The organism is Mesorhizobium sp. LjNodule214, from assembly GCF_964252735.1.
In the GTDB taxonomy this organism is placed as follows: Bacteria; Pseudomonadota; Alphaproteobacteria; order Rhizobiales; family Rhizobiaceae; genus Mesorhizobium.
On record NZ_CAXUPE020000001.1, the window covers coordinates 1,447,805 to 1,472,372 of the forward strand.

22 protein-coding genes are annotated in these 24,568 nt (G+C 63.3%); 9 read left to right on the plus strand and 13 right to left on the minus strand.

The window, feature by feature from the left end; genetic code table 11:
* Positions 1 to 119 precede the first annotated feature (119 nt).
* The 3 genes from pgi to ACSQ3Z_RS06995 all read left to right on the plus strand — a co-directional run bounded on the left by pgi (position 120) and on the right by ACSQ3Z_RS06995 (position 3,276).
* Positions 120 to 1,763, plus strand: coding sequence for a glucose-6-phosphate isomerase (gene pgi / locus ACSQ3Z_RS06985; protein ID WP_436170597.1), 1,644 nt, complete (start codon positions 120 to 122; stop codon positions 1,761 to 1,763).
* Between the two features lie 5 nt (positions 1,764 to 1,768).
* The gene (locus ACSQ3Z_RS06990) at positions 1,769 to 2,491 is read left to right on the plus strand and encodes an HAD family hydrolase (RefSeq protein ID WP_436170598.1); all 723 of its coding nucleotides are present in this window, start codon (positions 1,769 to 1,771) and stop codon (positions 2,489 to 2,491) included.
* 173 nt (positions 2,492 to 2,664) lie between these two features.
* On the plus strand, positions 2,665 to 3,276 hold the full coding sequence (locus tag ACSQ3Z_RS06995) for a hypothetical protein (RefSeq protein WP_436170599.1): 612 nt from the start codon (positions 2,665 to 2,667) through the stop codon (positions 3,274 to 3,276).
* A 123-nt stretch (positions 3,277 to 3,399) separates the two neighbouring features.
* Here ACSQ3Z_RS06995 and ACSQ3Z_RS07000 read toward each other — a convergent pair whose 3' ends face one another.
* Complete coding sequence (locus ACSQ3Z_RS07000) at positions 3,400 to 4,056, minus strand: class I SAM-dependent methyltransferase (protein WP_436170600.1); 657 nt, start codon at positions 4,054 to 4,056, stop codon at positions 3,400 to 3,402.
* Between the two features lie 83 nt (positions 4,057 to 4,139).
* Positions 4,140 to 6,161, minus strand: a complete 2,022-nt coding sequence (locus ACSQ3Z_RS07005; protein WP_436170601.1) for a long-chain fatty acid--CoA ligase — start codon at positions 6,159 to 6,161, stop codon at positions 4,140 to 4,142.
* 469 nt (positions 6,162 to 6,630) lie between these two features.
* Here ACSQ3Z_RS07005 and ACSQ3Z_RS07010 point away from each other — a divergent pair, with 469 nt between their 5' ends.
* Genes ACSQ3Z_RS07010 through ACSQ3Z_RS07030 form a run of 5 tightly spaced genes read left to right on the plus strand, consistent with a single transcriptional unit; the run spans position 6,631 to position 11,870 of the window.
* Positions 6,631 to 8,229 carry an ABC transporter substrate-binding protein gene (locus ACSQ3Z_RS07010; protein ID WP_436170602.1) on the plus strand — a complete coding sequence of 533 codons (1,599 nt, stop codon included), beginning with the start codon at positions 6,631 to 6,633 and terminating at the stop codon, positions 8,227 to 8,229.
* A gap of 47 nt (positions 8,230 to 8,276) precedes the next feature.
* On the plus strand, positions 8,277 to 9,284 hold the full coding sequence (locus ACSQ3Z_RS07015; RefSeq protein WP_436170603.1) for an ABC transporter permease subunit: 1,008 nt from the start codon (positions 8,277 to 8,279) through the stop codon (positions 9,282 to 9,284).
* Between the two features lie 47 nt (positions 9,285 to 9,331).
* Positions 9,332 to 10,192 (plus strand): ABC transporter permease subunit, encoded by an 861-nt coding sequence (locus ACSQ3Z_RS07020; protein ID WP_436171855.1) that lies wholly within the window; start codon positions 9,332 to 9,334, stop codon positions 10,190 to 10,192.
* A complete protein-coding gene (locus ACSQ3Z_RS07025; RefSeq protein ID WP_436170604.1) occupies positions 10,192 to 11,043 on the plus strand; it encodes an ABC transporter ATP-binding protein in 852 nt (283 codons plus the stop codon). Before ACSQ3Z_RS07020 ends, ACSQ3Z_RS07025 begins: the two co-directional genes overlap by 1 nt.
* A complete protein-coding gene (locus tag ACSQ3Z_RS07030) occupies positions 11,040 to 11,870 on the plus strand; it encodes a dipeptide ABC transporter ATP-binding protein (RefSeq protein ID WP_436170605.1) in 831 nt (276 codons plus the stop codon). The genes ACSQ3Z_RS07025 and ACSQ3Z_RS07030 overlap by 4 nt, the downstream gene beginning before the upstream one ends.
* A gap of 176 nt (positions 11,871 to 12,046) precedes the next feature.
* Here the strand turns inward: ACSQ3Z_RS07030 and ACSQ3Z_RS07035 are convergent, their stop codons facing one another.
* From ACSQ3Z_RS07035 to ACSQ3Z_RS07055, 5 genes are all read right to left on the minus strand, one after another.
* Positions 12,047 to 13,336 (minus strand): cysteine desulfurase-like protein, encoded by a 1,290-nt coding sequence (locus ACSQ3Z_RS07035; protein WP_436170606.1) that lies wholly within the window; start codon positions 13,334 to 13,336, stop codon positions 12,047 to 12,049.
* 48 nt (positions 13,337 to 13,384) lie between these two features.
* Complete coding sequence (locus ACSQ3Z_RS07040) at positions 13,385 to 14,059, minus strand: amino acid ABC transporter permease (RefSeq protein ID WP_436170607.1); 675 nt, start codon at positions 14,057 to 14,059, stop codon at positions 13,385 to 13,387.
* Positions 14,060 to 14,275: 216 nt separating this feature from the next.
* On the minus strand, positions 14,276 to 15,073 hold the full coding sequence (locus ACSQ3Z_RS07045) for an ABC transporter substrate-binding protein (RefSeq protein WP_436170608.1): 798 nt from the start codon (positions 15,071 to 15,073) through the stop codon (positions 14,276 to 14,278).
* 73 nt (positions 15,074 to 15,146) lie between these two features.
* Positions 15,147 to 16,343, minus strand: a complete 1,197-nt coding sequence (locus tag ACSQ3Z_RS07050; protein ID WP_436170609.1) for a pyridoxal phosphate-dependent aminotransferase — start codon at positions 16,341 to 16,343, stop codon at positions 15,147 to 15,149.
* Between the two features lie 179 nt (positions 16,344 to 16,522).
* Positions 16,523 to 17,299 (minus strand): HpcH/HpaI aldolase family protein, encoded by a 777-nt coding sequence (locus tag ACSQ3Z_RS07055; protein ID WP_436171856.1) that lies wholly within the window; start codon positions 17,297 to 17,299, stop codon positions 16,523 to 16,525.
* Positions 17,300 to 17,422: 123 nt separating this feature from the next.
* Between ACSQ3Z_RS07055 and ACSQ3Z_RS07060 the strand changes: the two genes are divergently transcribed.
* Complete coding sequence (locus ACSQ3Z_RS07060; RefSeq protein WP_436170610.1) at positions 17,423 to 18,514, plus strand: LLM class flavin-dependent oxidoreductase; 1,092 nt, start codon at positions 17,423 to 17,425, stop codon at positions 18,512 to 18,514.
* A 1-nt stretch (position 18,515) separates the two neighbouring features.
* Here the strand turns inward: ACSQ3Z_RS07060 and ACSQ3Z_RS07065 are convergent, their stop codons facing one another.
* The 6 genes from ACSQ3Z_RS07065 to ACSQ3Z_RS07090 all read right to left on the minus strand — a co-directional run bounded on the left by ACSQ3Z_RS07065 (position 18,516) and on the right by ACSQ3Z_RS07090 (position 24,516).
* Positions 18,516 to 18,911, minus strand: a complete 396-nt coding sequence (locus ACSQ3Z_RS07065) for a RidA family protein (protein WP_436170611.1) — start codon at positions 18,909 to 18,911, stop codon at positions 18,516 to 18,518.
* A 67-nt stretch (positions 18,912 to 18,978) separates the two neighbouring features.
* On the minus strand, positions 18,979 to 20,127 hold the full coding sequence (locus tag ACSQ3Z_RS07070) for an acyl-CoA dehydrogenase family protein (RefSeq protein WP_436170612.1): 1,149 nt from the start codon (positions 20,125 to 20,127) through the stop codon (positions 18,979 to 18,981).
* 51 nt (positions 20,128 to 20,178) lie between these two features.
* Positions 20,179 to 20,991 carry an enoyl-CoA hydratase family protein gene (locus ACSQ3Z_RS07075; RefSeq protein ID WP_436170613.1) on the minus strand — a complete coding sequence of 271 codons (813 nt, stop codon included), beginning with the start codon at positions 20,989 to 20,991 and terminating at the stop codon, positions 20,179 to 20,181.
* Entirely contained in the window at positions 20,988 to 21,458 is a 471-nt protein-coding gene (locus tag ACSQ3Z_RS07080; RefSeq protein ID WP_436170614.1) for a MarR family winged helix-turn-helix transcriptional regulator, read from the minus strand. Before ACSQ3Z_RS07080 ends, ACSQ3Z_RS07075 begins: the two co-directional genes overlap by 4 nt.
* Positions 21,452 to 22,225 (minus strand): SDR family NAD(P)-dependent oxidoreductase, encoded by a 774-nt coding sequence (locus ACSQ3Z_RS07085; RefSeq protein WP_436170615.1) that lies wholly within the window; start codon positions 22,223 to 22,225, stop codon positions 21,452 to 21,454. Before ACSQ3Z_RS07085 ends, ACSQ3Z_RS07080 begins: the two co-directional genes overlap by 7 nt.
* Positions 22,222 to 24,516, minus strand: a complete 2,295-nt coding sequence (locus ACSQ3Z_RS07090) for a bifunctional salicylyl-CoA 5-hydroxylase/oxidoreductase (protein WP_436170616.1) — start codon at positions 24,514 to 24,516, stop codon at positions 22,222 to 22,224. Before ACSQ3Z_RS07090 ends, ACSQ3Z_RS07085 begins: the two co-directional genes overlap by 4 nt.
* Positions 24,517 to 24,568: the final 52 nt, after the last annotated feature.

Here is a 24,568-nt window from a genome sequence, read left to right on the forward strand (position 1 = left end):
GTGACGCACTGCGTCATCGCGCCCATTGAAACGGATGGAATTCGGCTCGATACATTGTCGCGACGACACGCGCCGGAAACATCCGGTCCGTAATGATGGCACAGGTCTCGGAGTTTGCAGTGGATCAATCGTCCTTTCAAAAACAGCTCGCCGCGTTGCGCGATCATCGCACAGCCGCGTCCGCCAGCATGCGCGAGGCCTTTGCCGCCGATCCCAAGCGCTTCGAGACATTCTCCGCCACCGACGGCGACCTGTTGCTCGACTGGTCGAAATGCGCGGTCGACGCGAAGACGATGGACCTGCTGGAGAAATTGGCCGGGGCCGCCGACCTCGAAGGCCGGCGCGCCGCTATGCTCTCAGGTCAGAAGATCAACGTCACTGAGGGCCGCGCCGTGCTGCACACGGCGCTGCGCAACCTCAGCGGCAAGGGCGTGGTGCTCGACGGGCAGGATGTGAAGACCGAGGTCCTCGCCGTGCTCGACGCGATGGGCGCCTTCGCCGACGCCGTGCGCTCCGGCAAGGCGGCCGGCGCCACCGGCAAGAGGATCACCGACATCGTCAACATCGGCATCGGCGGCTCCGATCTCGGCCCGGCCATGGCGACGCTGGCGCTGGCGCCCTATCACGACGGGCCGCGCGCGCATTATGTCTCCAACATCGACGGCGCCCATATCCACGACACGCTGAAGGGCCTGTCCGCCGAAACCACGCTGTTCATCATCGCCTCCAAGACCTTCACCACGGTCGAGACGATGACCAATGCCGAGACGGCCAGAAAGTGGGTGCAGAAAGCGCTCGGCAAGGAAGCCGTCGGCAAGCATTTCGCCGCGGTTTCGACCGCGCTCGACCTGGTGGCGAAGTTCGGCATCGAGGCCGACCGCGTCTTTGGCTTCTGGGATTGGGTCGGCGGCCGCTACTCGGTCTGGAGCGCCATCGGCCTGCCGGTGATGATCGCCATCGGCCCGAAGAATTTCCGCGCCTTTCTCGACGGCGCCCATGAGATGGACGAGCACTTCCGCACCGTGCCGCTACAAAGGAACCTGCCGGCGCTGATGGGGCTGATTGGCTGGTGGCACCGCGTGGTCTGCAAATATCCGGCCCGCGCCGTCATCCCCTACGACCAGCGCCTGTCGCGGCTGCCGGCCTATCTGCAGCAGCTCGACATGGAATCGAACGGCAAGAGCGTGACCCTTGACGGTGGCGCGGCCACCACGCCGACCGGCCCGCTGGTCTGGGGCGAGCCCGGTACCAATGGCCAGCACGCCTTCTTCCAGTTGCTGCACCAGGGCACCGACGTCATCCCGGTCGAATTCCTCGCCGCCGCCGTCGGCCACGAACCCGATCTCAAGCACCACCACGACCTTTTGCTCGCCAACTGCCTGGCGCAATCGGAGGCCCTCATGAAGGGCCGCACGCTGGATGAAGCTCGCACCCAGATGCTGGCCAAGGGCATGAAGCCGGCCGATGTCGACAAGATCGCGCCGCACCGCGTCTTCTCGGGCGATCGTCCGTCGGTGACCATCCTCTACAGGAAGCTCGACCCGCGCACCTTCGGTCGGCTGATCGCGCTCTACGAGCAACGCGTCTTTGTCGAGGGCACGCTGTTCGACATCAATTCCTTCGACCAATGGGGCGTCGAACTCGGCAAGGAACTTGCGACCGGCCTGCTGCCTGTCGTGGAAGGCAAGGAGAATGCCGCAAAGCGGGACGCCTCGACTGCCGGACTGGTGGAACACATTCACCGCTTGCGCGGTCAGGAGTGAAAAGTTTGGCGGATATCAAGGGCATATTGTTCGACAAGGACGGCACGCTTGTCGACTTCAACGCGACATGGCTCGGCATTGCCGATTTCATGGCCATGGACGCCGCCGAAGGCGATCGCTGGAAGGCCGACAGGCTGCTTGCCGCGGCCGGCTTCGATTTCGTCAACAAGCGCTTCAAGCCCGATTCGATCTTCGCCTCCGGCTCGAACATGGATGTCGTCGAGCTGTGGTTCCCGCGCCTGTCCGACGAGGACCAGATGCTTGCCGTCGCCCGCTTCAACGAGATCACCTCGGTCCAGGGCTCGGCCATGGCAGTGGAGCTGCCCGGAATCGTCGATTCGCTGAGGGCACTTCACAAGAGATCCTACAGGCTGGGCGTCGCCACCAACGATTCGACCAGCGGCGCCGAAAAGACCCTGGTGACGCTCGGCGTGGCGCAGCTTTTCGACGCCGCCTATGGCTACGACTCCGTGGCAAGGCCGAAACCGGCGCCGGATACGATCCTCGCCTTTTGCGACCTCACCGGGCTCAGGCCGGCGGAGATCGCGATGGTCGGCGACAACCGCCACGACCTCGAAATGGCGCGGGCCGGCCGCTGCGGGCTGGCGGTCGGGGTGCTCTCCGGCACCGGCACGCGCGAATCGCTGTCGTCGATCGCCGACGTCGTTCTGGATTCGGTTGCGGATCTGCCCGGCTTTCTTTCGGCGCGGGTCAAGGAGACGGTCTGACCGGCAAGGACTAGGGTCAAAACTCAAATCAACCTGGGCTTTCCGCCAATGGCCGATATGGATGGTTAGCCGTCGGTCGCTCGCGCAGCCAACTTGCTAAGGCATCCATACGGACCAAGCATACGGACCAAGCTAAATTTTCATTTGCGGTCCCCATTTTCTAAGAGAAGTTCATGAGCGAACGTCTTCGCGATATCTTCAAATCAAGAAGTCCAGCGGACAGAGAACGCGCAAAGTTTCTCTCAAGGGCCTTTGGTATCTTTTCCGAGAAAATCGTTTCGGTATGGACTGGTGACGAGCGTTCGCCTTACGAAAACCTCGGCCGACCAACAATCAAGACAGGTGAAGGTGGCCGAGGGTACACACTAGACTTCGCCCTTAGAGAACGTGCCAGCGGCAGGGTCTATGTGAGCGAAATGAAGTGCGAGATTGAGTTTCAGAACTTTAAATTCTTTGTTCTGGAACATGTTTCTCAACTCGATCATCACAAGAAGCCTGCATTTGAAGCATTCCAGAGGGCCGCACGTCCAACGGTTCACCAGACGATTTTCGTGGAAGGGAAGAGCATCGATACTGATGGCGCAATCCTCATTTGGGGTGCTGTTGCACCCGAAGGCCGAGACGGAGCTATTAGGGCAAAGGGCTTCCATGATGTATTATCGGTCGAACAGATTTGCGCGGACTTGGCTTCGTGGAAATGTGTGCGGTACGCGGCACTAATTGAGCAGCGCCAGAAGTGGTGCAATGAGCTTTTCACGAGCTTACTCGAAGGCCGCGCCAGCTGATGCTCCGGAACTCAGGCTAAGGGTCCGCACGACTGCGGCTCTCGTACGGCCGAAGGCGAGCGAACTTCCGCATAGGGTCGGTCGAACCCGGTCATTCAGAGTGATTGGGTTTTGATCTCAGCGCTAACGATCTTCCACCTCGAAAGCAAAGACGCCGCTCGGCTTGCTCGCGGCACCCCTCGCGTCGCCGAAATCCGGCACCTGATATTCGGCGAGCAACCGCAGCCGCGACAGCGGCAGATCGGCGCGACGGGGATCGCCGACCAGCACATCGATGCCGGCTGCCAGGCAGCGGTCGAGAAATGGGGTAACCCGTAGGGCAACCTCACGGCCGTAAAACACGTCGCCTGCGAGCACGAGGTCGACGGCCGGTGGCGGACCCGTGGTGATGTCTTCGCCGATCACCGTGATCGTCACACCGTTCGCCGCCGCGTTGAGGCCGAGCGCCGCAACGCCGTTGCAATCGATCTCAGCCGCGATCACCGTGCTGGCTCCGGCCGTGGCGGCGGCGATGCCGACGAGGCCCGAGCCGGCGCCGAGGTCGAGCACGCGCCGGCCCGCCACCGTCTGCGGCCGGTCGAGTATGTAGCGGGCAAGCACCGCGCCGCCGGCCCAGGCAAAGGCCCAGTAGGGCGGCTGCGGTTCAGGCTCGTCGGCCTCGGTCTCGTCTTGCGACTCGGCCCCATTGTCTCGCCACTCGGTAAGCCGCCGGAGGCCGCTTGCCGGATGGGCCGTGTAGAGCCGGATTTCAGGAAGTGCAGGAACAGGCATTAGGCGCATGTTCGCCTTGATAAACGCCGCCGGATCGGGACGTCGACTATCCGCTATCCCACCGTTGCCGGGGCCGCCGTTCAAAATCGCGCCTAGTCCCGCAATGCCCGGCGCAGGATCTTGCCCACCGGCGTCTTCGGCAGTTCGGTCCTGAACTCGATGTATCTCGGCCGCTTGTAGCCGGTCAGGTTCTCGCGGCAATAGGCGGTCAAGGTTTCGGCGGTCAGTGCCGGATCCTTCTTGACCACGAACAGCTTCGGCACTTCGCCGGAATGCTCGTCCGGTACGCCGATCGCCGCCACTTCGAGCACACCCGGATGCTGGGCCACGACCTCTTCCAGCTCGTTCGGATAAACGTTGAAGCCGGAGACCAGGATCATGTCCTTCTTGCGGTCGACGATCTTGGTGTAGCCGCGCTCGTCCATGAAGCCCATGTCGCCCGACTTGAAGAAACCGTCCTTGGTCATCACCTTGGCGGTCTCGTCCGGCCGGTTCCAGTAGCCGGCCATCACCTGGGGACCCTTGATGCAGATCTCGCCGACTTCGCCGAGCGGCACATTGTTGTCGTCGTCGTCTCGGATGGCGATCTCGGTCGAGGGCAGCGGCAGGCCGATCGTGCCGGTGAAGTCGCCGGCGCTGAACTTGTTGGCGGTCGCCACCGGCGAGGTTTCCGACAGTCCGTAGCCCTCGCTGACCGGGCAGCCGGTCAGCGCCTTCCAGCGCTCGGCAACGCCCTTCTGCACCGCCATGCCGCCGCCCAGCGTCAGCACCAGCGGCTTGAAGTCGAGCTTGCGGAAATCCTCATTGTTGAGCAGCGCGTTGAACAGCGTATTGAGGCCCGGGAAAATGTGGATCGGGTATTTCTGCAGCTCCTTGACGAAGCCGGGGATGTCGCGCGGGTTGGGAATGAGCACGTTCTGGGCGCCTTGCTGCATGCCCATCAGCGCGTTAACGGTCAGCGCGAAGATATGGTAGAGCGGCAGCGCGCAGACGAAGTTGGCATGCGCCGGTCGCGGCCTGACCGTATACGCATCCTCGAGCCAGAGCGCGTTCTGCGCGACATTGGCGAGCACGTTGGAGTGCAGCAGCGTCGCGCCCTTCGAGACGCCGGTGGTGCCGCCCGTATATTGTAGGAAGGCGATGTCGTCTGCCGCGACCTTGGCCGGCTTGAAGGCGATGCCGGCGCCGTCCTTCAGGGCCGCGTTGAATTTGACATGGCCGGGCAGCGACCATGTCGGCACCATTTTCTTCACCCGGCGCACGACGAGGTTGACGATCGTCCCCTTGAGCGCGCCAAGCATGTCGCCCATCGCGGCGACCACGACATGCTTGACCGCCGTCCTGGCGATCACCGCCTGCAGCGTATTGGCGAAATTCTCGAGTATGACGATGGCCTGCGCGCCTGAGTCCTTGAGCTGATGCTCCAGTTCGCGCGGCGTGTAGAGTGGATTGATGTTCACCACCGTATAGCCGGCGCGTAAGATGGCCATCATCGCGACCGGATATTGCAGCACGTTCGGCATCATCAGCGCCACGCGCGCGCCCTTCTGCAGTCCTGTCGATTGCAGATAGGCGCCGAAGGCGGCCGACTGCCGTTCGAGTTCGGCATAGGTGATCGACTTGCCCATGCACACGAATGCCGGCTGGCCGGCAAACTGCTTGCAGGCGCCCACCAGAAAGTCGCCGATGCAACTGTAGGGCAGGGGTCCGATCTCGGCCGGGACGCCTTTCGGATAGCTGGCGAGCCATGGCTTTTGTGGCAGGCCGGCGGCCAGCGCGGTCAGCGCCTTCGGCAATCGCTTGGCCGGGCTCGATGCCGGCTTCGACGCGGGCTTTGCCGACGCGGCCTTGGCTGCCGGCCTGGCAGCAGCGGGCTTGCTGGTTACGGGCTTGGCCGCCGCCGCTGTCTTTGCGTCCGGCTTGGCTGTCTCTGCAGCCACGGTTCTGGTCGCAGGCTTTGCGCCTGCCTTCGCCGGTGCGACTGCCGCCTTCGGCTTGGTCGGCGTGGCGGCCTTGGCGGCTGGCGCTTTCGCCTTGCCGGTGCTGGCGGCCGGCTTTGAAGCGGCCTTGGCTTTTGCCTTCGCCGGGGCCGTTGTCTTTGCTGCTTTTGCCACCTGTCCCTCCCTCGATCTTTCGTTCGTGCCGCGTCGCCTCTGAATGACAGAAACGTCCTTCGCTGCAGCGGTTACGGATTCCCCAAGAAATCCAGCATGCCGCCTATGTATTGCGACTAGCGGCGGCCGTGCAAGTCTTGCCCTTGCGGCAGAGCGGGAAAGATTTGCCGTCGAAATTCCCCCGGCGGCGAGCCCTTCTGGCCTCTGCCTCCTGCCGTGACGACGGCGAAGCGATGCCTGTGGTTCATTGTATTCGCGGCATCGGCAATCAATAAAAAAATGCAGTCGTTAACAATACTGTGATTGGTAGGTTTTGCTATTTTTTTCTGAAATTGCGCAAAAACCGAGAAACATTTTCTGCTTACGGTGGGGTAGGCAAACAGGGAGTTCCAAAGCCGGGAAAACGGTGCTTATATGCGCGCTTCGCGAGCCTGATAGAGGGGCTTGGCAGAACATCAGGGAGTGCTCAATGAAAAAGAAACTGACTTTTGCAGCCGCGTTGCTGGCTGCAAGCGTCCTCAGCGGCGTGGCCAGCGCAAAGACGCTGGTCTACTGCTCGGAGGCATCGCCGGCCAACTTCGACCCGGGTACCACAACGGGTGGCAACGATTTCGACGCCTCGTCGCGCACGGTCTATTCGCGCCTGGTCGAGTTCAAGCATGGCGGCACCGAGATCGAGCCCGGTCTCGCCGACAAGTGGGAAATCTCGGACGACGGCCTGGTCTATACCTTCCACCTGCATCCGGGCGTGAAGTTCCAGACCACCGACTATTTCAAGCCGACCCGTGACCTCAACGCCGACGACGTCGTCTTCTCCTTCGATCGCCAGTTCAACAAGGAAAACCCCTGGAACGGCGAGAAGTATCTGCCGAACCTGACCTGGGACTATTACACCGGCATGGACATGCCGAAATACGTCGCCAAGTGGGAAAAGGTCGATGACCTGACCGTCAAGCTGACGCTGACCGAGCCGAACGCGCCGATGCTTGCCAATCTCGGCATGGACTTCGCCTCGATCGTGTCGAAGGAATATGCCGACCAGTTGGAGAAGTCCGGCAAGATGGCCGATTTCTCGACCAAGCCGATCGGCACCGGTCCGTTCCAGTTCGTCGACTACCAGCTGGATTCGGTCATCCGCTATGCGGCCCACCCGGACTACTTCAAGGGCAAGGAAAAGATCGACGATCTTGTCTTCGCCATCACGCCCGACGCGACGGCCCGCATCCAGAAGGTGATGGCCGGCGAGTGCGACATCGCTCCCTATCCGAATCCTGCCGACATCGGCACGATCAAGGCCAACCAGGACGTGACCCTGATGGATCAGGCCGGCCTGAACATCGGCTATATGAGCTACAACACGACGATCCCGCCGCTCGACAAGCCTGAGGTGCGCCATGCGCTCAACCAGGCGATCGACCGGGAATCGCTGATCAAGTCGCTGTTCCAGGACGCCGGCGCGACGCCTGCCGACAATCTGATTCCGCCGACCATGTGGTCGTGGGACAAGAACGTGAAGTTCGATTCCTACGATCCGGAAGCGGCCAAGAAGGTGCTGGCCGATGCCGGGCTCAAGGAAATCCAGCTCTGGGCTTCCGATCGCGTCCGTCCTTATAACCCGAACTTCCAGCGCGCCGCCGAACTGATCCAGGCCGACTGGGCCAAGGTCGGCGTCAAGGCGGAGATCGTCAACTACGAGTGGACGAAGTATCGTGAGGAAGGCAAGAAGAAGGACCGTCCCGGCGCCTTCCAGATCGGCTGGACCGGCGACAATGGCGATCCGGACAACTTCTTCGCCACGCTGTTCGCTTGCTCCGCTATCGGCGTGTCGAATTATTCGAGCTGGTGCGACAAGGACTTCGAGGACCTGATCCAGAAGGCCAAGAAGACCAGCGACCAGGGCGAGCGCACCAAGCTCTATGAGCAGGCGCAGGTTGTCTTCCAGAAGCAGGCTCCTGCCTTCCTTATGGCGCACAGCCAAGTCTACGCAGTCGTGCGCAAGAATGTCAGCGGTTTCATGATGGACCCGCTCGGCATTCATCGCTTCGACGGCGTCGACAAGGCCGAATAGAACGGTTAGGCGGGCGGCGCGCAATCAAGCGCCGCCCCCTTTTCAAGATGCTCCGATACCTCCTCAACAAAATCGCATTGGTGATCCCGACACTTATCGGCATCACCATCTGTGCCTTCGCTTTCGTCAGGCTGCTGCCCGGCGATCCCATCCTTGCGATGGCCGGCGAGCACGGCGTGGCGCCGGCGCGCTACGAACAGCTCAAGGAACAGTTCGGCTACAATCTGCCGATCTGGCAGCAATATGCGCGCTATGTCGGCGCGGTCGCGACCGGTGATTTCGGCGTCTCGATCTCGTCCAAGCGGCCGGTCATGGAAGAGTTCAAGACCCTCTTTCCGGCGACGATGGAACTGTCGTTCTTCGCCATGATCTTCGCCATGGTGCTCGGCATTCCGGCCGGCATCGTCGCTGCGGTCAAGCGCGGCTCCTGGTTCGACCAGTCGTTGATGGGCACGGCGCTTGTCGGCTATTCCATGCCGATCTTCTGGTGGGGCCTGCTGCTGATCATCTTTTTCTCCGGCTACCTCGGCTGGACCCCGGTTTCGGGCCGCATCGGCCTGCAATTCTTCCTGAAGCCGATCACCGGCTTCATGACCATCGACACCCTGATCTATGGCAAGTGGGACGCCTTCCGCTCGGCGTTGAGCCATCTGGTCCTGCCGGCGATCGTGCTTGGCACCATCCCGCTGGCGGTGATCGCCCGTCAGACCCGTTCGGCCATGCTCGAGGTGCTGGGTGAGGACTATGTGCGGACCGCGCGCGCCAAGGGCCTTTCGTCGGCCCGTGTCATCGGCGTGCATGCCTTGCGCAACGCGCTGATCCCCGTCGTCACCACCATCGGCCTGCAGGTCGGCACGCTGCTCGCCGGCGCCATCCTCACCGAAACCATCTTCGCCTGGCCGGGCATCGGCAAGTGGATGGTCGATTCCATCTTCAAGCGCGACTATGTCGTCGTGCAGTCAGGCCTGCTTTTGATCGCGCTCATCGTCATGGCCGTGAACCTGATCGTCGACGTGCTCTACGCCGTCATCAACCCGCGCATACGGGCGGCATGATGAGCCAGTCGACTGAAATCACGCCGCTTGCCGCCAGCCCAGACCGCATGTTGGGGTTCAGGACCTTCTGGCACTATTTCTCGGTGAACCGTGGCGCCGTCATCGGCCTGTTCGTCTTCATCCTTTTGGTTGTGGCGGCAGTGCTTGCACCGGTGCTGGCGCCCTATGCGCCGGATGTCCAAGACAAGACCGCGTTCTTGAGACCTCCGTCATGGCAGGCTGGCGGCAGCACCCAATATCTGCTCGGCACCGACGCGGTCGGCCGCGACATGCTCTCGCGCCTGCTCTACGGCGCCCGCTTCTCGCTGCTCATCGGTGCGGTCGTGGTCACGCTATCGCTCTTCGGCGGCATCACGCTCGGCCTGCTTGCCGGCTACTTCCGCGGCTGGGTCGACGTGGCGATCATGCGCGTCATGGACCTGATCCTCGCCTTTCCGTCTCTGCTGCTCGCGCTGGTGCTGGTCACCATCCTCGGTCCTGGCCTGTTCAATGCGATGCTGGCGATCTCGCTCGTCCTGCAGCCGCATTTCGCCCGACTGGTGCGCGCCGCCGTCATGGCGGAGAAAAGCCGCGAATATGTCGTGGCCGCGAAGGTTGCGGGTGCCGGACATCTCAGGCTGATGCTTCGCACCATCCTGCCGAATTGCCTGGCGCCGCTGATCGTCCAGGGCACCTTGTCATTCTCGAACGCCATTCTCGAGGCGGCGGCCCTCGGCTTCCTCGGTCTCGGCGCCCAGCCGCCGACGCCTGAATGGGGCACCATGCTCGCCTCGGCGCGTGAATTCATCCTGCGCGCCTGGTGGGTCGTTACCTTCCCCGGCCTCGCCATCCTCATCACCGTGCTCGCCATCAATCTGGTCGGTGACGGCCTGCGCGACGCGCTCGATCCGAAGCTCAGGAGGTCGTGATGGCGTTGCTCGACATCCAGAATCTCGTCGTCGAGTTCCAGACCGCTTCCGGTCCGTTCCGGGCGGTCGACGGCGTCTCGCTTCACGTCGAGGAGCGCGAAGTGCTGGCCATCGTCGGCGAATCCGGCTCCGGCAAGTCAGTGTCGATGCTGGCGGTGATGGGCCTCTTGCCGTGGACGGCCACGGTCACGGCCGACAAGATGAGCTTTGCCGGCCGCGATCTGCTGAAATTAAGCGCTGCCGAGCGGCGCAAGATCGTCGGCAAGGACATGTCGATGATCTTCCAGGAGCCGATGGCCAGCCTCAACCCCTGCTTCACCATCGGTTTCCAGATCGAGGAGGTGCTGCGCTTCCATATGGGCATGGACAAAGCCCAGCGTCGGGCCCGCGCCATCGAGTTGTTGAAGCAGGTCGGCATTGCCGAACCGGCGGAGCGGCTGGACTCCTTCCCGCACCAGATGTCGGGCGGCCAGTGCCAGCGCGTCATGATCGCCATTGCCATTGCCTGCAATCCGAAGCTTCTGATCGCCGACGAGCCGACCACTGCGCTCGATGTCACCATCCAGAAGCAGATCCTCGACCTGCTGGTCTCGCTGCAGGCCAAATACGGCATGGGGCTGATCATGATCACCCACAATATGGGCGTGGTGGCCGAGACCGCCGACCGCGTCATTGTCCAGTACAAGGGCCGCAAGATGGAAGAGGCCGACGTGCTGTCGCTGTTCGAAAGCCCGAAGAGCAACTACACCCGCGCGCTGCTGTCGGCGCTGCCGGAAAATGCCGTTGGCGACCGGCTGCCGACTGTATCCGACATGCTGTTCGAACCGGCGCCCTCGGGAGCTGTCTCATGAGCGTCAGGGTCCTCGAAGGCAAGAACATCAAGCGCGACTACCATGTCGGCGGTGGGCTGTTCCGCGGTGCACGCACCGTGCATGCGGTCAAGGGCGTCTCCTTCAGCGTCGACAAGGGCAAGACGCTGGCCATCGTTGGCGAGAGCGGCTGCGGCAAGTCCACGCTGGCGCGCATCATCACGCTGATCGATCCGGCGACATCGGGCGAACTGTTCATCGACGGCAACAAGGTCGACATCGCCAGGGACGGGCTGACGAAGGAGATGCGCCGCAAGGTGCAGATCGTCTTCCAGAATCCCTACGGCTCCCTCAATCCGCGCCAGAAGATCGGCGACGTGCTGGGCGAGCCGCTGCTGATCAACACCGACAAGCCGGCCGAGGAACGCCGCGACCTCGCCATGAAGATGCTGAAGAAGGTCGGCCTCGGCACCGAGCACTACAATCGCTACCCGCATATGTTCTCGGGCGGCCAGCGCCAGCGCATCGCCATTGCCCGCGCGCTGATGCTGAACCCGAGCCTGCTGGTGCTGGATGAGCCGGTCTCCGCGCTCGACCTGTCGGTCCAGGCGCAGGTGCTCAACCTGCTCGCCGACCTGCAGGACGAGTTCCAGTTGACCTATGTCTTCATCAGCCATGATCTCTCGGTGGTGCGCTACATCGCCGACGACGTCATGGTGATGTATTTCGGCGAGGCGGTCGAATACGGCTCGCGTGACGAGGTCTTTGCCGATCCCAAGCACAGCTACACCAGGACGCTGTTCGCCGCGACGCCTCGTGCCGACGTGGCCAGCATCAAGGCAAGGCTGGCGAAGAAGAAGGCGGCCTGACCCAGGTGTGTCGATATTCAGATGAGGCCGGCCTGCGAATGGCGGCTTCCTCCGCTTCCGGTGCTCACGTACCTAAAGTACGCTGCGCTCCGGTTCTCTGAACCCACCATTCTCGACTCGGCCTGACCTGAATCTCGACACACCTGGTCTAATCGATCGTCGTCGCAAAAAACTGCTCACGACAACTTGGCGATGATCGCGCGCAGCGCTTCGCCGAAGCGGCGCACTTCATCCACCGTGTTGTAGTGGACCAGCGAGGCGCGGATGGCGCCGCTGTCCATCGAGAGGCCCAGGCGCTTCATCAGCCGCGGCGCATACATGTGGCCATCGCGGATGCCGATCTGCATTTCGGCCATTTCCTCGACGATCCGCTGCGGCGACAGCGTGCCGATGTTGAAGCAGAAGGTCGGCACGCGCTCATGAATGCGGGCCTCGTCGGCGACGCCGTAGATCGTGGCATTGCAGCTCTTGAGCACGGCGAACATCTCGCGCGCCAGCACCAACTCGTAATCGCGGATGGCGTTCATGCCGGCGACGATGTTGTCACGCCGCGACCGGTTGTTCTCGGGCAACAGGTTGCGGCCGATCGATTCCAGATAGCGCACGGCGGCATCCATGCCGGAGACGTTCTCGTAGATGAAGGTGCCGGCCTCGACCTTGTAGGGCGGCTCGTCGGGGATGAAATCCTCGCGGAAGGTCGGCAGCCGCTTCAGCGTTTCGAAGCGGCCCCACAGGAAGCCCATATGCGGCGAGAAATTCTTGTAGCCGGAGCAGACGAGGTAGTCGCAATCCCAGGCCTGCACGTCGATCAGTCCGTGTGGCCCGTAATGCACGCAGTCGAGGAAGACTTCGGCGCCCGCCGCGTGGGCGATCTTCGCCACGGAAGCAACGTCGACGATCGAGCCGATCGAATGCGCCGTCACCGTGCAGGCGACGAGCCTTGTGCGCTCGGAAACCAATGGGCGCAGGTCGTCGACATGCAGATTGCCGTCCTCGCGCATGCGCCACCATTTGAACCTGGCCCCAGCCGATTCCAGCGCCAGCCATGTGGCAATGTTGGCGTCGTGGTCCATGTCGGTGATGACAATCTCGTCGCGTTCTGTGTCTTTGGCGAGCATCTGGCCGATGCCGAGGCTGACCAGGCGGATGAACGAGGTGGCGTTCATGCCGAAGCAGATTTCCGATGGACTAAAGGCGTTGATCAGCAGCGCCACGCTTTCACGGGCATCGGCGACCGACTGGTCGACAGTGACGCTGCGGCCATAACGGCCGCCGCGCTGCACATTGTGCGCTACCAGATGGTTGGTCACCGCGTCGAGCACGCTCTGCGGGATTTGCGCGCCGGCGGCATTGTCCAGGAAGATGAAGTCGCCAGCCCGCTGCAGGGCGGGGAACATCGCGCGGATGGCCTCCACCGGAAACGCGCCGGCGGCGCTGTTCGCATTGGCGGTTTGATGCTTGTTCACGGTCGTCTCCTGCGAAGTGCTTGGTAGATGGGAAACTGTTGGCGGCGGTCAGCGCGTCTTTTCGGTCTTGAAGCGGCTTTCAAGCAGGCTGACGAGGCGGACCATCGGCCAGAGGAAGATGAGATAGACCAGGGCTGCGCCGATCAGCGGCGAGGGATTGGCGTAGAGCGACTGTGCGTTGGTCGCTTCCTTCAGCAGTTCGGGCAGCGCCACGGTGGAAGCGAGCGAGGTGTCCTTGAACATCGAAACGCAATTGCTGGTCATCGGCGGAATGACCACGCGGATCGCCTGCGGCAGCACCACCTTGCGCAAGGTCAGCAGGAACGGCAGGCCGAGCGCCTGCGCCGCCTCGAACTGGCCGCTTGGAATGCTCTCTATGCCGGAGCGGAACACCTCGGCCGAATAGGCCGCCATGATGATGGCGAACGCCGTCACGGCGGACGTCCAGGAGGACAGGCGTATGCCGAGGAACGGCAGCGCGTAGTAGATCAGGATCAGCACGACCAGCACCGGCATGGCGCGGAAGATATCGATGTAGCCGACAGCCAGCAGCCGCAGCGGCTTCGGTGCGTAGAGCCGCACCAGGCTGATCGCCAGGCCGATCGGGATGCCGATGCCGATGCTGAGGATCCCGAGCAGCAGCGTGTTCAGGAAGCCGCGCAGCAGCGCCGGCAAGCTCGACATCATGACGTCGGCGTTGAAGAAGGTGTCCAGCAGCGACATGGGAGCATTCCCGAAACGGTTGGCGTCCCGCGACGCTAGAGCAAAGGATGCTCAAGTTGAAACTAATCCGTCCCGCTGAGGGCAAGACTGCGCGGCAGCCGGCGCTGGTGCGTGAAATCGAGGGCCGCGACGCTCTTGCGGATCGGCAGCATGCGCGGCGCCGCGATGAATCGTGCCAGCCCGGCGAGCCGGCACGATTGCAGCGAAACCTGCCGCTCAGGCCTTCGGCAGCGGCATTTCCTTGACGGTCGAAGAATCGGCCGGCGCGTCGCTGCCGAACCACTTCTTGTGGATCGCGGCGATTGTGCCGTCCTTCTTCATTGCGCTCAGCGCGTCGTTCAGCTTGCCGAGCAGCGGGTGATCCTTGGTCATCATCAGGCCATACTGTTCGCCGGTCTTGATGCGCTCTTTCACGGTGAGGTCCTTCATCTTGGTGAAGGAGTATTCCATGCCGGGGATGTCGCTGACGGCGGCGTCGACGCGGCCCGCGCTGAGATCGAGCAGCAGGTTCTGCTGCGTGTCATAGCCTTTCACATCGCTGAACCCGTCGGCCTCCTGGTGCTCCTTGACCCAGGTTTCGCCGGTCGAGCCCGACAGCACGCCGATGATCTTGCCCTTGAGGTCAGCCTCGGCCTTGATCGGGCTGTCGGTCTTGGTGGCGATGCCCATGTCGGAATCATAGTAGGGCTGGGTGAAGGACTGCGACTTCAGCCGCTCCGGCGTGATGGTGATCGACGAGATGGCGACGTCGATGCGCTTTGACGTGGTGGCGGCGAACAGTGCCTGGAAGCCGAGATCGGCGATTTCCGTGGTCATGCCGATGCGCTTTGCCGCTTCGTTGACGATGTCGACTTCAAAGCCCTCGAACGTGCCGCTCTCGTTCTTGTATTCGAACGGCGGATTGGTCGGATAGGCGCCGACATTGAGCACATCCGCGGCATGGGCGGTGGCGGGGCCGGCGGCGATGCCGATGGCGGCAGCGAGAAGAAGCAGGTTGCGACGCGTGAAGCTCATTGGAGTTCCCTCTGTTGTTGAACGGGCGGGTTGGTCCCGCACGGTTTTTTGCCGCCCCGTTTTCGACAGGGCGTCAATTCATGGCAGCGACCATGCGATCGAGCGCGGTCGCTATCTGGTCGCGGTCACGGCAGACACACATGCGCAGGAAGGCCGTTGCCGAGCTTCCGAACAGATGGCCGGGCGCCAGCCCGACACGCGCCGTCTCCAGGATTTTCGCACAGACGCGGCGGGCGTCGCTTTCGCCTTCCATCGCGAAGAACGCATACATGCCGCCGCGCGGCTTTTTGGGCAGGACGATGCCGGGGATATCAGCCAGCCTACCATAGGCAAGGTCGAGGCCGGTCTTGATCCGCTGCCGGATCTCCTCGACCAGCGGCTCGCCCTGGCGGATCGCAGCGACGGCACCAGCCTGGATCGGGGCTGCCGTCCCGCTGTTGACATATTGGGTCATGGCGCCGAGCTGGTCGGCCACATCAGAGGGATGAGTCAGCCAGCCGACGCGCCAGCCGGTCATCGCCCAGGCTTTCGAGAAACTGTTGACCGACAGCACCCTGTCGCCATCTTCGGCAATCTGCAGGATCGAGGGCGCCACGTCGCCGTCGAAATAGAGCCGGCCGTAAACCTCGTCGGAGATGATCCAGATGCCGGTGCGCCTGCTGAAATCGAGCAGGGCCTGCATCTCCTCGCGCGACGCGGTCCAGCCCGTCGGGTTGGACGGCGTCGACAGGAAGATCGCGCGCGTACGCGCATCGCAGGTGGCAAACAGCCAGTCGAGATCGAGCTGCCAGTCGCCCTTGAAGTCGAGTGAAAACGGGCGCGGCTCGCCACCGATCAAATGGATGGCGTTGTGGATGTTGGGCCATTGCGGCGCGACGTAGACGACATTGGTGCCGGTATCGACCAGCAGATCCAGCGCCAGGAACAGGGCTTGCATGCCGCCGGGCGTGACGGTGGTGCGCGCAATCGGGATCGGCCGGCCGTGGATGCGCGTCTGGTACTCCGACAGCGCCTCATTCAACGGGCCGTGGCCGCGCATGTTGGGCACGTAGAACGTCAGGCCGTCATCGAACGCTGCCTTGGCTGCGTCGCGGATGAAGGCGGGCGTCACCATGTCGCCTTCGCCGTACCAGAGCGCGATCACGTCGCCCAGTTCGCGGGCGCGCACGGCAAGGTTGGCGATGTTTTCGGTGTGCAGATCGCGGATTTGGGCGCGCACGCCATCGAAAGCGTAACGCGCGCTGGCCAGAGACGATGACTGGGGCAGCATGAACGACAAGGACTGAACCTCGCACCCTGAACGCCTCGACAGGACTGCCGGCAAGCCCGTCCGGCACGGCAGCCACGATCGATATTGAATGCTTATCCAAAGCGCCGGACTTTTCAAGGCAAAAGTTTTAAGCTTAAAAAGTTTTCCGCTGTACCACCGGCGATGCACTTCAGGCCGAATTACCGGCGATCGTCTCGTGCCAGTTCAGCGCGTGCCGCGGCATAGTTGGCGGCAGCGCCGGCACCGAGAAACATCGTGTCGCTCGCCAGGACGAAGAAGCTGACGCCGATGGCCACCCATTGGGCGATATCCTCAGGCTTGGCGCAGAATATGCCGGCGGCCTTGTCGTGTGCGATCGTCACGCCGATGATCGTCCGGATCGCCGCGTTGAGCTTGTCGGCGCCTTTCGCTCCAATCGCGTCGATCGATACCGAAAGGTCTCCAGGGCCGACGAAGATCACGTCGACGCCGTCCATTGCTGCGATCGCCTCGATGTTGGCGAGCCCTTCGGCGGTCTCCACCTGCACAGCGACAACCGTCCTGGCGTTGGCCTGAGCGAGATACTCCGGGATGCGGTAGCCATAGCCTGCGGCCCGTCCCGGCCCGACGCCGCGCTCACCTTGCGGCGGATAGCGCGAAGCCTTCACCGCGGCCTCGGCCTGGGCAGCAGTCGAGATGCGCGGCACGAGGACACCTTGCGCACCGCTGTCCAGCGCTGCCGCGATCGCTTCCGGCTGGTGGCCGGGGACGCGCACCATGGCGGGAACGCGATGCACGTCGGCGGCCCGGACCATGTTCTCGATCATGTCCCTGGATATCTGGGCATGTTCCCAGTCGATACAGAGGAAATCGAGGCCGGACGGCGCCATCACCTCCACCGCGACGGCATGCGGTATGGCGGCGAACGATCCGACGAGGCTTTTCTTGCCGATGCATTTCTGGCGGAATTCGCTCATGCCGATCCCCTTTTTCATCCAGCCCAAATCCATATCCGCAAACCGCGATCAGGCGAAGCTATTTCAGGCTTGAAATATTTTCCCGGAGCCGTAGCGTGCCGTCTCTGCCCAAGAGTTTGCGACATGATCAAAGCCCATCCCCTGCACGGCCCGAACCGGTTGAAGCTCGGAGTCTTTTCGACGAATGCCGATGGCGGACTCGCCATCACCGACGTTCCGGAACGCTGGACGGCAAGCTGGCAGGACAATCTGACGGCGGCTCGGATCGCCGACCGCGCCGGGCTGGAATTCATGCTGCCGATCGCGCGCTGGCGCGGTTTTGGCGGCCGCAACAAGGTGCGCGAGTGGTCGTTCGAGACGTTCACCTGGGCGGCGGCACTCAGCATGGCCACCGAACAGATCGGCCTGTTCATGACCGTGCATGTGCCGCTGGTGCATCCGCTTTACGCCGCCAAGGCATTGGCGACGGTCGACCACATCAGCCAGGGCCGTGCCGGGCTCAACATCGTCTGCGGCTGGAATCCGAAGGAATTCGGCATGTTCGGCACGCCTCTGGTCGAGAGGGGCTACGACCAGGCGGCCGAATGGATCGAAATCCTGGAAAAACTTTACGCCTCGAATGAGCCTCTCGATTACGAAGGCACATATTATCATCTCAAGGAGGCAGTGAGCCGGCCGGCCAGCCTGCAGCGGCCACGGCCGGTAACCATGAACGCCGCCTTCGGCGGACCGGGCCGGGATTTCGCCGCCGCCAAATGCGACTATCTGTTCACGACCTTTTCCGAAATGGCCGATGCCGGCAAGCACGTCGCCGACATCCGCGAACGGGCCGACAAGGTGGGCCGTGATGTCGGCGTCTACACGGTAGCGCATGTCGTCTGCCGCGAGACGATGGAGGAGGCGCAAGCCTATTACGCGCGCTATGCCGTTGATATGGCCGACCACGACGCGGTCGACGCCCACATGGCCGGCAAGAAGGAGTTTTCGCAGTCGCATGACCCGCATGCCTATGACCGCTACCGGCAGCGTTTCGCCGGCGGCGCCGGCACCTACCCGCTGATCGGGACGCCGGAAACCATCGCCGCCGACATGATTGCCATCGCCGGGCACGGCTACCAGGGGATTGCGCTATCCTTCGTCAACTACACGCAGGAACTGCCCTATTTCTGCGACCGCGTGCTGCCCCTGTTGAGGCAGGCGGGCCATCGGGGATAATTCATTCAGGAATGACGGCAGCGGCCTGAATTTCCACCTTGGCGCGATCCTCGACCAGCGCCACCACCTGCATCGCGGCCATGGCCGGAAAATGCCGGCCGATCACCGCGCGATAGGCCTCGCCGATCCCCTTGAGGTTGGCCAGATACTCGGCCTTGTCGGTGAAGTACCAGGTCATCGAGGTGATATGCTCGGGCCTGCCGCCGGCCTCGGCCAGCACCGCGACGATGTTCTCAAGCGTCTGCCGCACCTGGCCGACGAAATCATCGGTCTCGAACCGGCATTGCTCGTTCCAGCCAACCTGGCCGCCGATAAACACGAGCTGCCCTCGCGCGGCGACGCCATTGGCATAGCCGACGGGTTTCGCCCAGCCTTCCGGCTGCAGGATGGTGTGCATGTCATGCCTCCCGATACTTCGCAAAATGTCCAGGTTCGAAAACAATTGGCCGTATAATTTCCCCGCCTCAGGCCGCGCCCATCACTTGTCTGGCGATCACCACTTTCTGCACGTCTGACGCACCCTCGTAGATGCGCAGCGCCCGGATCTCGCGATAGAGGCTTTCGACGATATGGCCTTTGCGCACGCCTTCGCCGCCATGCAACTGCACGGCCTTGTCGATCACCTTTTGTGCCTTGTCGGTGGCGAACAGTTTTGCCATCGCCGCTTCGCGGGTGACGCGGGCGGCCCCCATGTCCTTGGTCCAGGCGGCGCGATAGACGAGCAGCGCGGCGGCATCGACATCGAGCGCCATGTCGGCGATATGGCCCTGCACCATCTGCAACTCGGCCATCGGCGCGCCGAACAGTTTGCGTTCGGCCACCCGTTTGATGCTTTCATCAAGCGCACGCCGGGCAAAGCCGAGTGCCGCCGCACCCACCGTCGAGCGGAAGACGTCGAGCACCGACATGGCTATACGGAAGCCGTCGCCGGCCTTGCCGATCAGCGCGGCGGATGGAACGCGGGCGTTTTCGAAGGAGAGCCGTGCCAGCGGATGCGGCGCGATCACCTCCAGCCGCTCGGCGATGCTCAGGCCCTTCGTTTCTGCCGGCACGATGAAGGCGGACAGCCCTTTGGCTCCCGGCGCCTCACCGGTTCGAGCAAAGACGATGTAGAGGTCAGCGATGCCGCCATTGGAGATCCAGGTCTTTTCGCCCGACAGCAGATAGTCGTCGCCGTTGCGCGTGGCCGACATCTCCATGTTGGCGACATCAGACCCGGAGCGCGGCTCCGACAGCGCGAAGGCGGAAATCGCCGTGCCGGCGCGCGTCTTCGCCAGCCATTGCTGCTGGTCCGGCGTGCCGAAGAGGCTGAGCGCGCCGGTGCCGAGCCCCTGCATGGCGAAGGCGAAGTCGGCCAGCCCATCATAACGGGCCAGCGTCTCGCGTGTCAGGCAGAGTGTGCGCACGTCGAGTGGCGCGGGATTGTCGGTGTCGAGCGCCGTCGGCTTCAGCCAGCCGTCTTTGCCCAGTCTCGCTACAAGCTCGCGGCAGGCGGCATCGACATCGTGATGATCGACCGGCAGGTTCTTCGCGCACCAGGCGTCGAGCTGTTCGGCGAGCGCGCGATGGCGGTCCTCGAAGAAGGGCCAGCTGAGGAAGGAACGGTCAGGCATGCATATCTCCTTCTATGCCCCGTTCAGTGCCTCGGCAAAAACCAATCATCCTCAATTCCCCTCGAACACCGGCTTTTCCTTGGCCACAAACGCCTTGTAAGCGCGCTCGAAATCGCCGGTCTGCATGCAGATCGCCTGCGCCTGCGCTTCCGCCTCGATCGCCTGTTCCAGGCCCATCGACCATTCCTGGTTCAACTGCGTCTTGGTGATGCCATGCGCGAAGGTCGGGCCGGAGACGATGCGCGCCGCCATCTCCAGCGCATCCGCCTCGAGTGCCGCGGCATCGACCAGCCGGTTGTAGAAGCCCCAACGCTCGCCTTCGGCCCCCGTCATGGTGCGGCCGGTGTAGAGCAGTTCGGCGGCGCGGCCCTGGCCGATGATGCGCGGCAGGATCGCGCAGGCGCCCATATCGCAGCCGGCGAGCCCGACGCGCGTGAACAGGAACGCCGTCTTCGCCTCTGGCGTCGCGATGCGAATGTCCGAGGCCATGGCGATGATGGCGCCGGCGCCCACCGCCACACCATCGACCGCTGCGATGATCGGCTTGCCGCAATTGAGCATCGCCTTGACGAAATCGCCGGTCATGCGGGTGAAGGCGAGCAGTTCCTTCATGTCCATCTTGACCAGCGGCCCGATGATGTCGTGGACATCGCCGCCGGAGCAGAAATTGCCGCCATTGGGCAGGAACACGACGGCGTCGACATCGTCGGCATAGACGAGGTCGCGAAAAATATCACGCAGCTCGGCATAGCTGTCGAAGGTCAGCGGGTTCTTGCGCTCGGGCCGGTCGAGTCGGATCTTTGCGACCTTGCCTTCGACCTGCCAGAGGAAATGCTTCGGCTTGCGGCCGGCCATTTTTGTCATTCGCGTCCCTCCCAATTGCTGCGGAACGAGGTCAGCATGCCGGTCAGCCGGCGCGCTTCCTCCTCGCTGACATTGCCCAGCAACTCGCCGACCCAGCCTTCATGCGCGGCGGCGATCACGGCGAAGGCCCTCGAACCTTCCTCGGTCAGCCGCACCATCGAAGTGCGGCGGTCGCCGTTGCGGCGGGCCCGGGCGACAAGCCCTTCCGACACCAGCCGGTCGACGATGCCCGTTACATTGCCATTGGACACCAGCAGGAAGCGCGACAGGTCGCTCATCAGCATGCCTTCCGGCGCACGGTACAGCGCCGCCATCACGTCGAAGCGCGGCAGCGTCGTGTTGAACTCCTTCTTCAGCCGCTCGCGCAGCTCCGCCTCGATCGTGCGCGAGGCGCGCAGCAGGCGTATCCATAGACGCAGCCGGTCCTTGCCGGGTCCTGAAGGGGTGGGCAGGGGGCCTGCTACCATGTCTCGCCTCCTGAAATTGAGATTGCTTGTCCGGTGATCGATGCCGCCGCATCGCCGCACAGCCACAGCACCGCGGCGGCGACTTCCTCCGGCTGGATGAAACGTCCCTGCGGATTTGTCGAAGACAGGCTTGTGCGCGCGTCCTCGGCCGAGCGACCGGTCTTTTCGACAATGCGCTGGATGGAGGTTTCCAGCATCTCGGTTTCGACGAAGCCCGGGCACACGGCATTGACGGTGATGCCGGATTTGGCGGTCTCCGCGGCCAGCGCCCGCATCAGCCCGACCACGCCATGCTTGGCGGCGACATAAGCCGATACGTAAGCATAGCCTTTCAGGCCGGCGGTCGAAGCGATGAAGACGATCCGGCCGGCCTTGCGCGCCGCCATGCCGGCCAGCGCCGGCTTCACCGTCAGGAAGGCGCCGGTCAGGTTGACGTCGAGGGTGCGCTGCCAGTCGGTGAGTGAAGTCCGCTGCGCCGGCGCGCTGCCGGACATGCCGGCATTGGCGACGACGATGTCGAATGGTCCGCGCGCCGCTTCCGCTTGGCTGAAGAGGGATGTCATCGACGCCTCATCGGTAACGTCGGCGGCAATGCCGAAGATGCGGTCGCCCTCTCCGGCGACTTCGGCAAGCGTCGCCTCGCGCCGGCCGCAGATGGTGACCTTGATGCCGGCACCGGCCAACGCCAGCGCGATGGCGCGGCCGACACCGGAGCCGCCGCCTGAGACCAGCGCATGCCTGGCCGCGATTGAGGGCACGGCGCTCATACTTTCAGCCCCGCTGCCGCATCGCGCTCGGCCAGCCGATAGATCTGGTCACGGCCCGGCAGATAGGGATCCGGCCATTTGACGCCGCGGTCGCCAAGCGTGACGGCCGCATGCAGCGTCCAGTAGGGATCGGTGAGATGCGGCCTTGCCAGCGCCACAAGATCGGCGCGGCCGGCCATCAGGATCGAATTCACATGGTCAGGCTCGTAGATGTTGCCGACCGCCAGGGTCGCCATCCCGACCTCGTTGCGGATGCGGTCGGAAAACGGCGTCTGGAACATGCGGCCATAGACTGGCTTCGCCAACGCCGAAGTCTGGCCTGCCGAGACATCGCAGATGTCGACACCGGCCTCATGCAGCATGCGCGCGATCTCGACCGCATCGGCAGGTGTGACGCCTTCGATGCCGACCCAGTCATTGGCCGAGATGCGCATCGAGATCGGCTTTTCGGCCGGCCAGACAGTGCGCACCGAACGGAAGATCTCCAGCGGATAGCGCATGCGGTTTTCGAGCGAGCCGCCGTAGGCATCCGTCCGCCGGTTGGTGATCGGCGTGATGAAGGAGGAGAGCAGATAGCCATGCGCGGCATGGATCTCCAGCATGTCGAAGCCGCAGCGTTCGGCCATCTCGGCCGAAGCGACGAACTGGCCGCGCACCATGTCCATGTCGGCACGGTCCATCGCCTTCGGCACCTGGTTCTGCGGCGACCATGGCACCGCCGATGGCGCCATCACCGGCCAGTTGCCGGATGGCAGCGGCACGTCGGTTCCTTGCCAGCCGAGCCGGGTCGAACCCTTGGCACCGGAATGGCCGATCTGGGCGCAGATCTTCGCCTCGGTTTCGGCATGGACGAAATCGACCAGCCGCCTCCACGCCACCTCGTGCTCGGGCGCATAGAAGCCGGGGCAGCCCGGCGTGATGCGGCCTTCAGGGCTGACGCAGGTCATCTCGATGTAGAGCAGGCCGGCACCGCCCTTGGCCCGTTCGGCATAGTGGGCGAAATGCCAGTCGGTCGGACAGCCGTCGACCGCCTTGTACTGCGCCATCGGCGAGACGACGATGCGGTTGGCGAGCATCATGTCGCGCAGCCGAAACGGCGCGAACATTGGCGCACGGCGCAGGCTGTTGCCGCCGGCCCCGGCCTGGCGCTGGAACCATTCCTCGGCGCCGGCCAGCCATTCGGCATCGCGCAGCCTGAGATTCTCGTGGCTGATGCGCTGCGAGCGGGTCAGCAGCGAATAGTTGAACTGCACCGGATCGAGACCGAGATAGCGCTCGACCTCCTCGAACCATTCCAGCGAATTGCGCGCCGCCGACTGCAGCTTCAGCACTTCGGTGCGACGCGCATCCTCATATTTGCGGAACGCCGCCTCGAGGTCCGGCTCGGATTCGACATAGTCCGCGAGCGCGACAGCGCTTTCCAACGCGAGTTTGGTGCCGGAGCCGATCGAGAAATGCGCCGATGCCGCGGCGTCGCCCATCAGCGCGAGATTCTTGTATGACCAGCGCTCGCACAGCACGCGCGGGAAATTGATCCAGGCCGAACCCCTGATGTGGTTGGCGTTGGTCATCAGCGCATGACCGCCGAGATGTTTTTCGAAGACGCGCTCGCAGACGGCGATCGATTCCTGCTGCGTCATCGAGCCGAAGCCGAAGCGCTCCCAGGTCTGCTCGCTGCATTCGACGATGAAGGTCGCGGTCTCGCTGTCAAACTGGTAGGCATGCGCCCACACCCAGCCATGCTCGGTCTTCTCGAAGATGAAGGTGAAGGCGTCGTCGAATTTCTGGTTGGTGCCAAGCCAGACGAACTTGCATTTGCGGGTATCGATGTCGGGCTTGAAGATTTCGACGAAGGTGCCGCGCGCTCTCGAGTTCAGACCGTCGGCGGCGACCACCAGATCGTGGCTCTCCATGTACGGGCGCGGATCGGCGACATCGGTCTCGAACTCCAGCTTGATGCCGAGCTCGCGCGCCCGCCTTTGCAGCAGGATGAGCAGCCGCCTGCGGCCGATGCCGCAAAAGCCATGGCCGGTCGAAACCGTGCGCACGCCGTCATGGATGACGGCGATGTCGTCCCAGTAGGCAAAATGCTTCTTGATCCAGACCGCGCTCACCGGATCGTTCTTGGTGAGGTTCTCGAGCGTCTCGGCCGACAGCACGACGCCCCAGCCGAATGTGTCGTCGGCGCGGTTGCGTTCGAACACCGTCACGTCGTGCGCGGCGTCCCTTAGCTTCATCGAGATGGCAAAGTAGAGGCCGGCTGGTCCACCGCCGAGAACCGCAACCTTCATGCCTGCGATCTCCTCTTCGCTTCTTGACGCTCAGTATCGCGCTGTCGCGAAA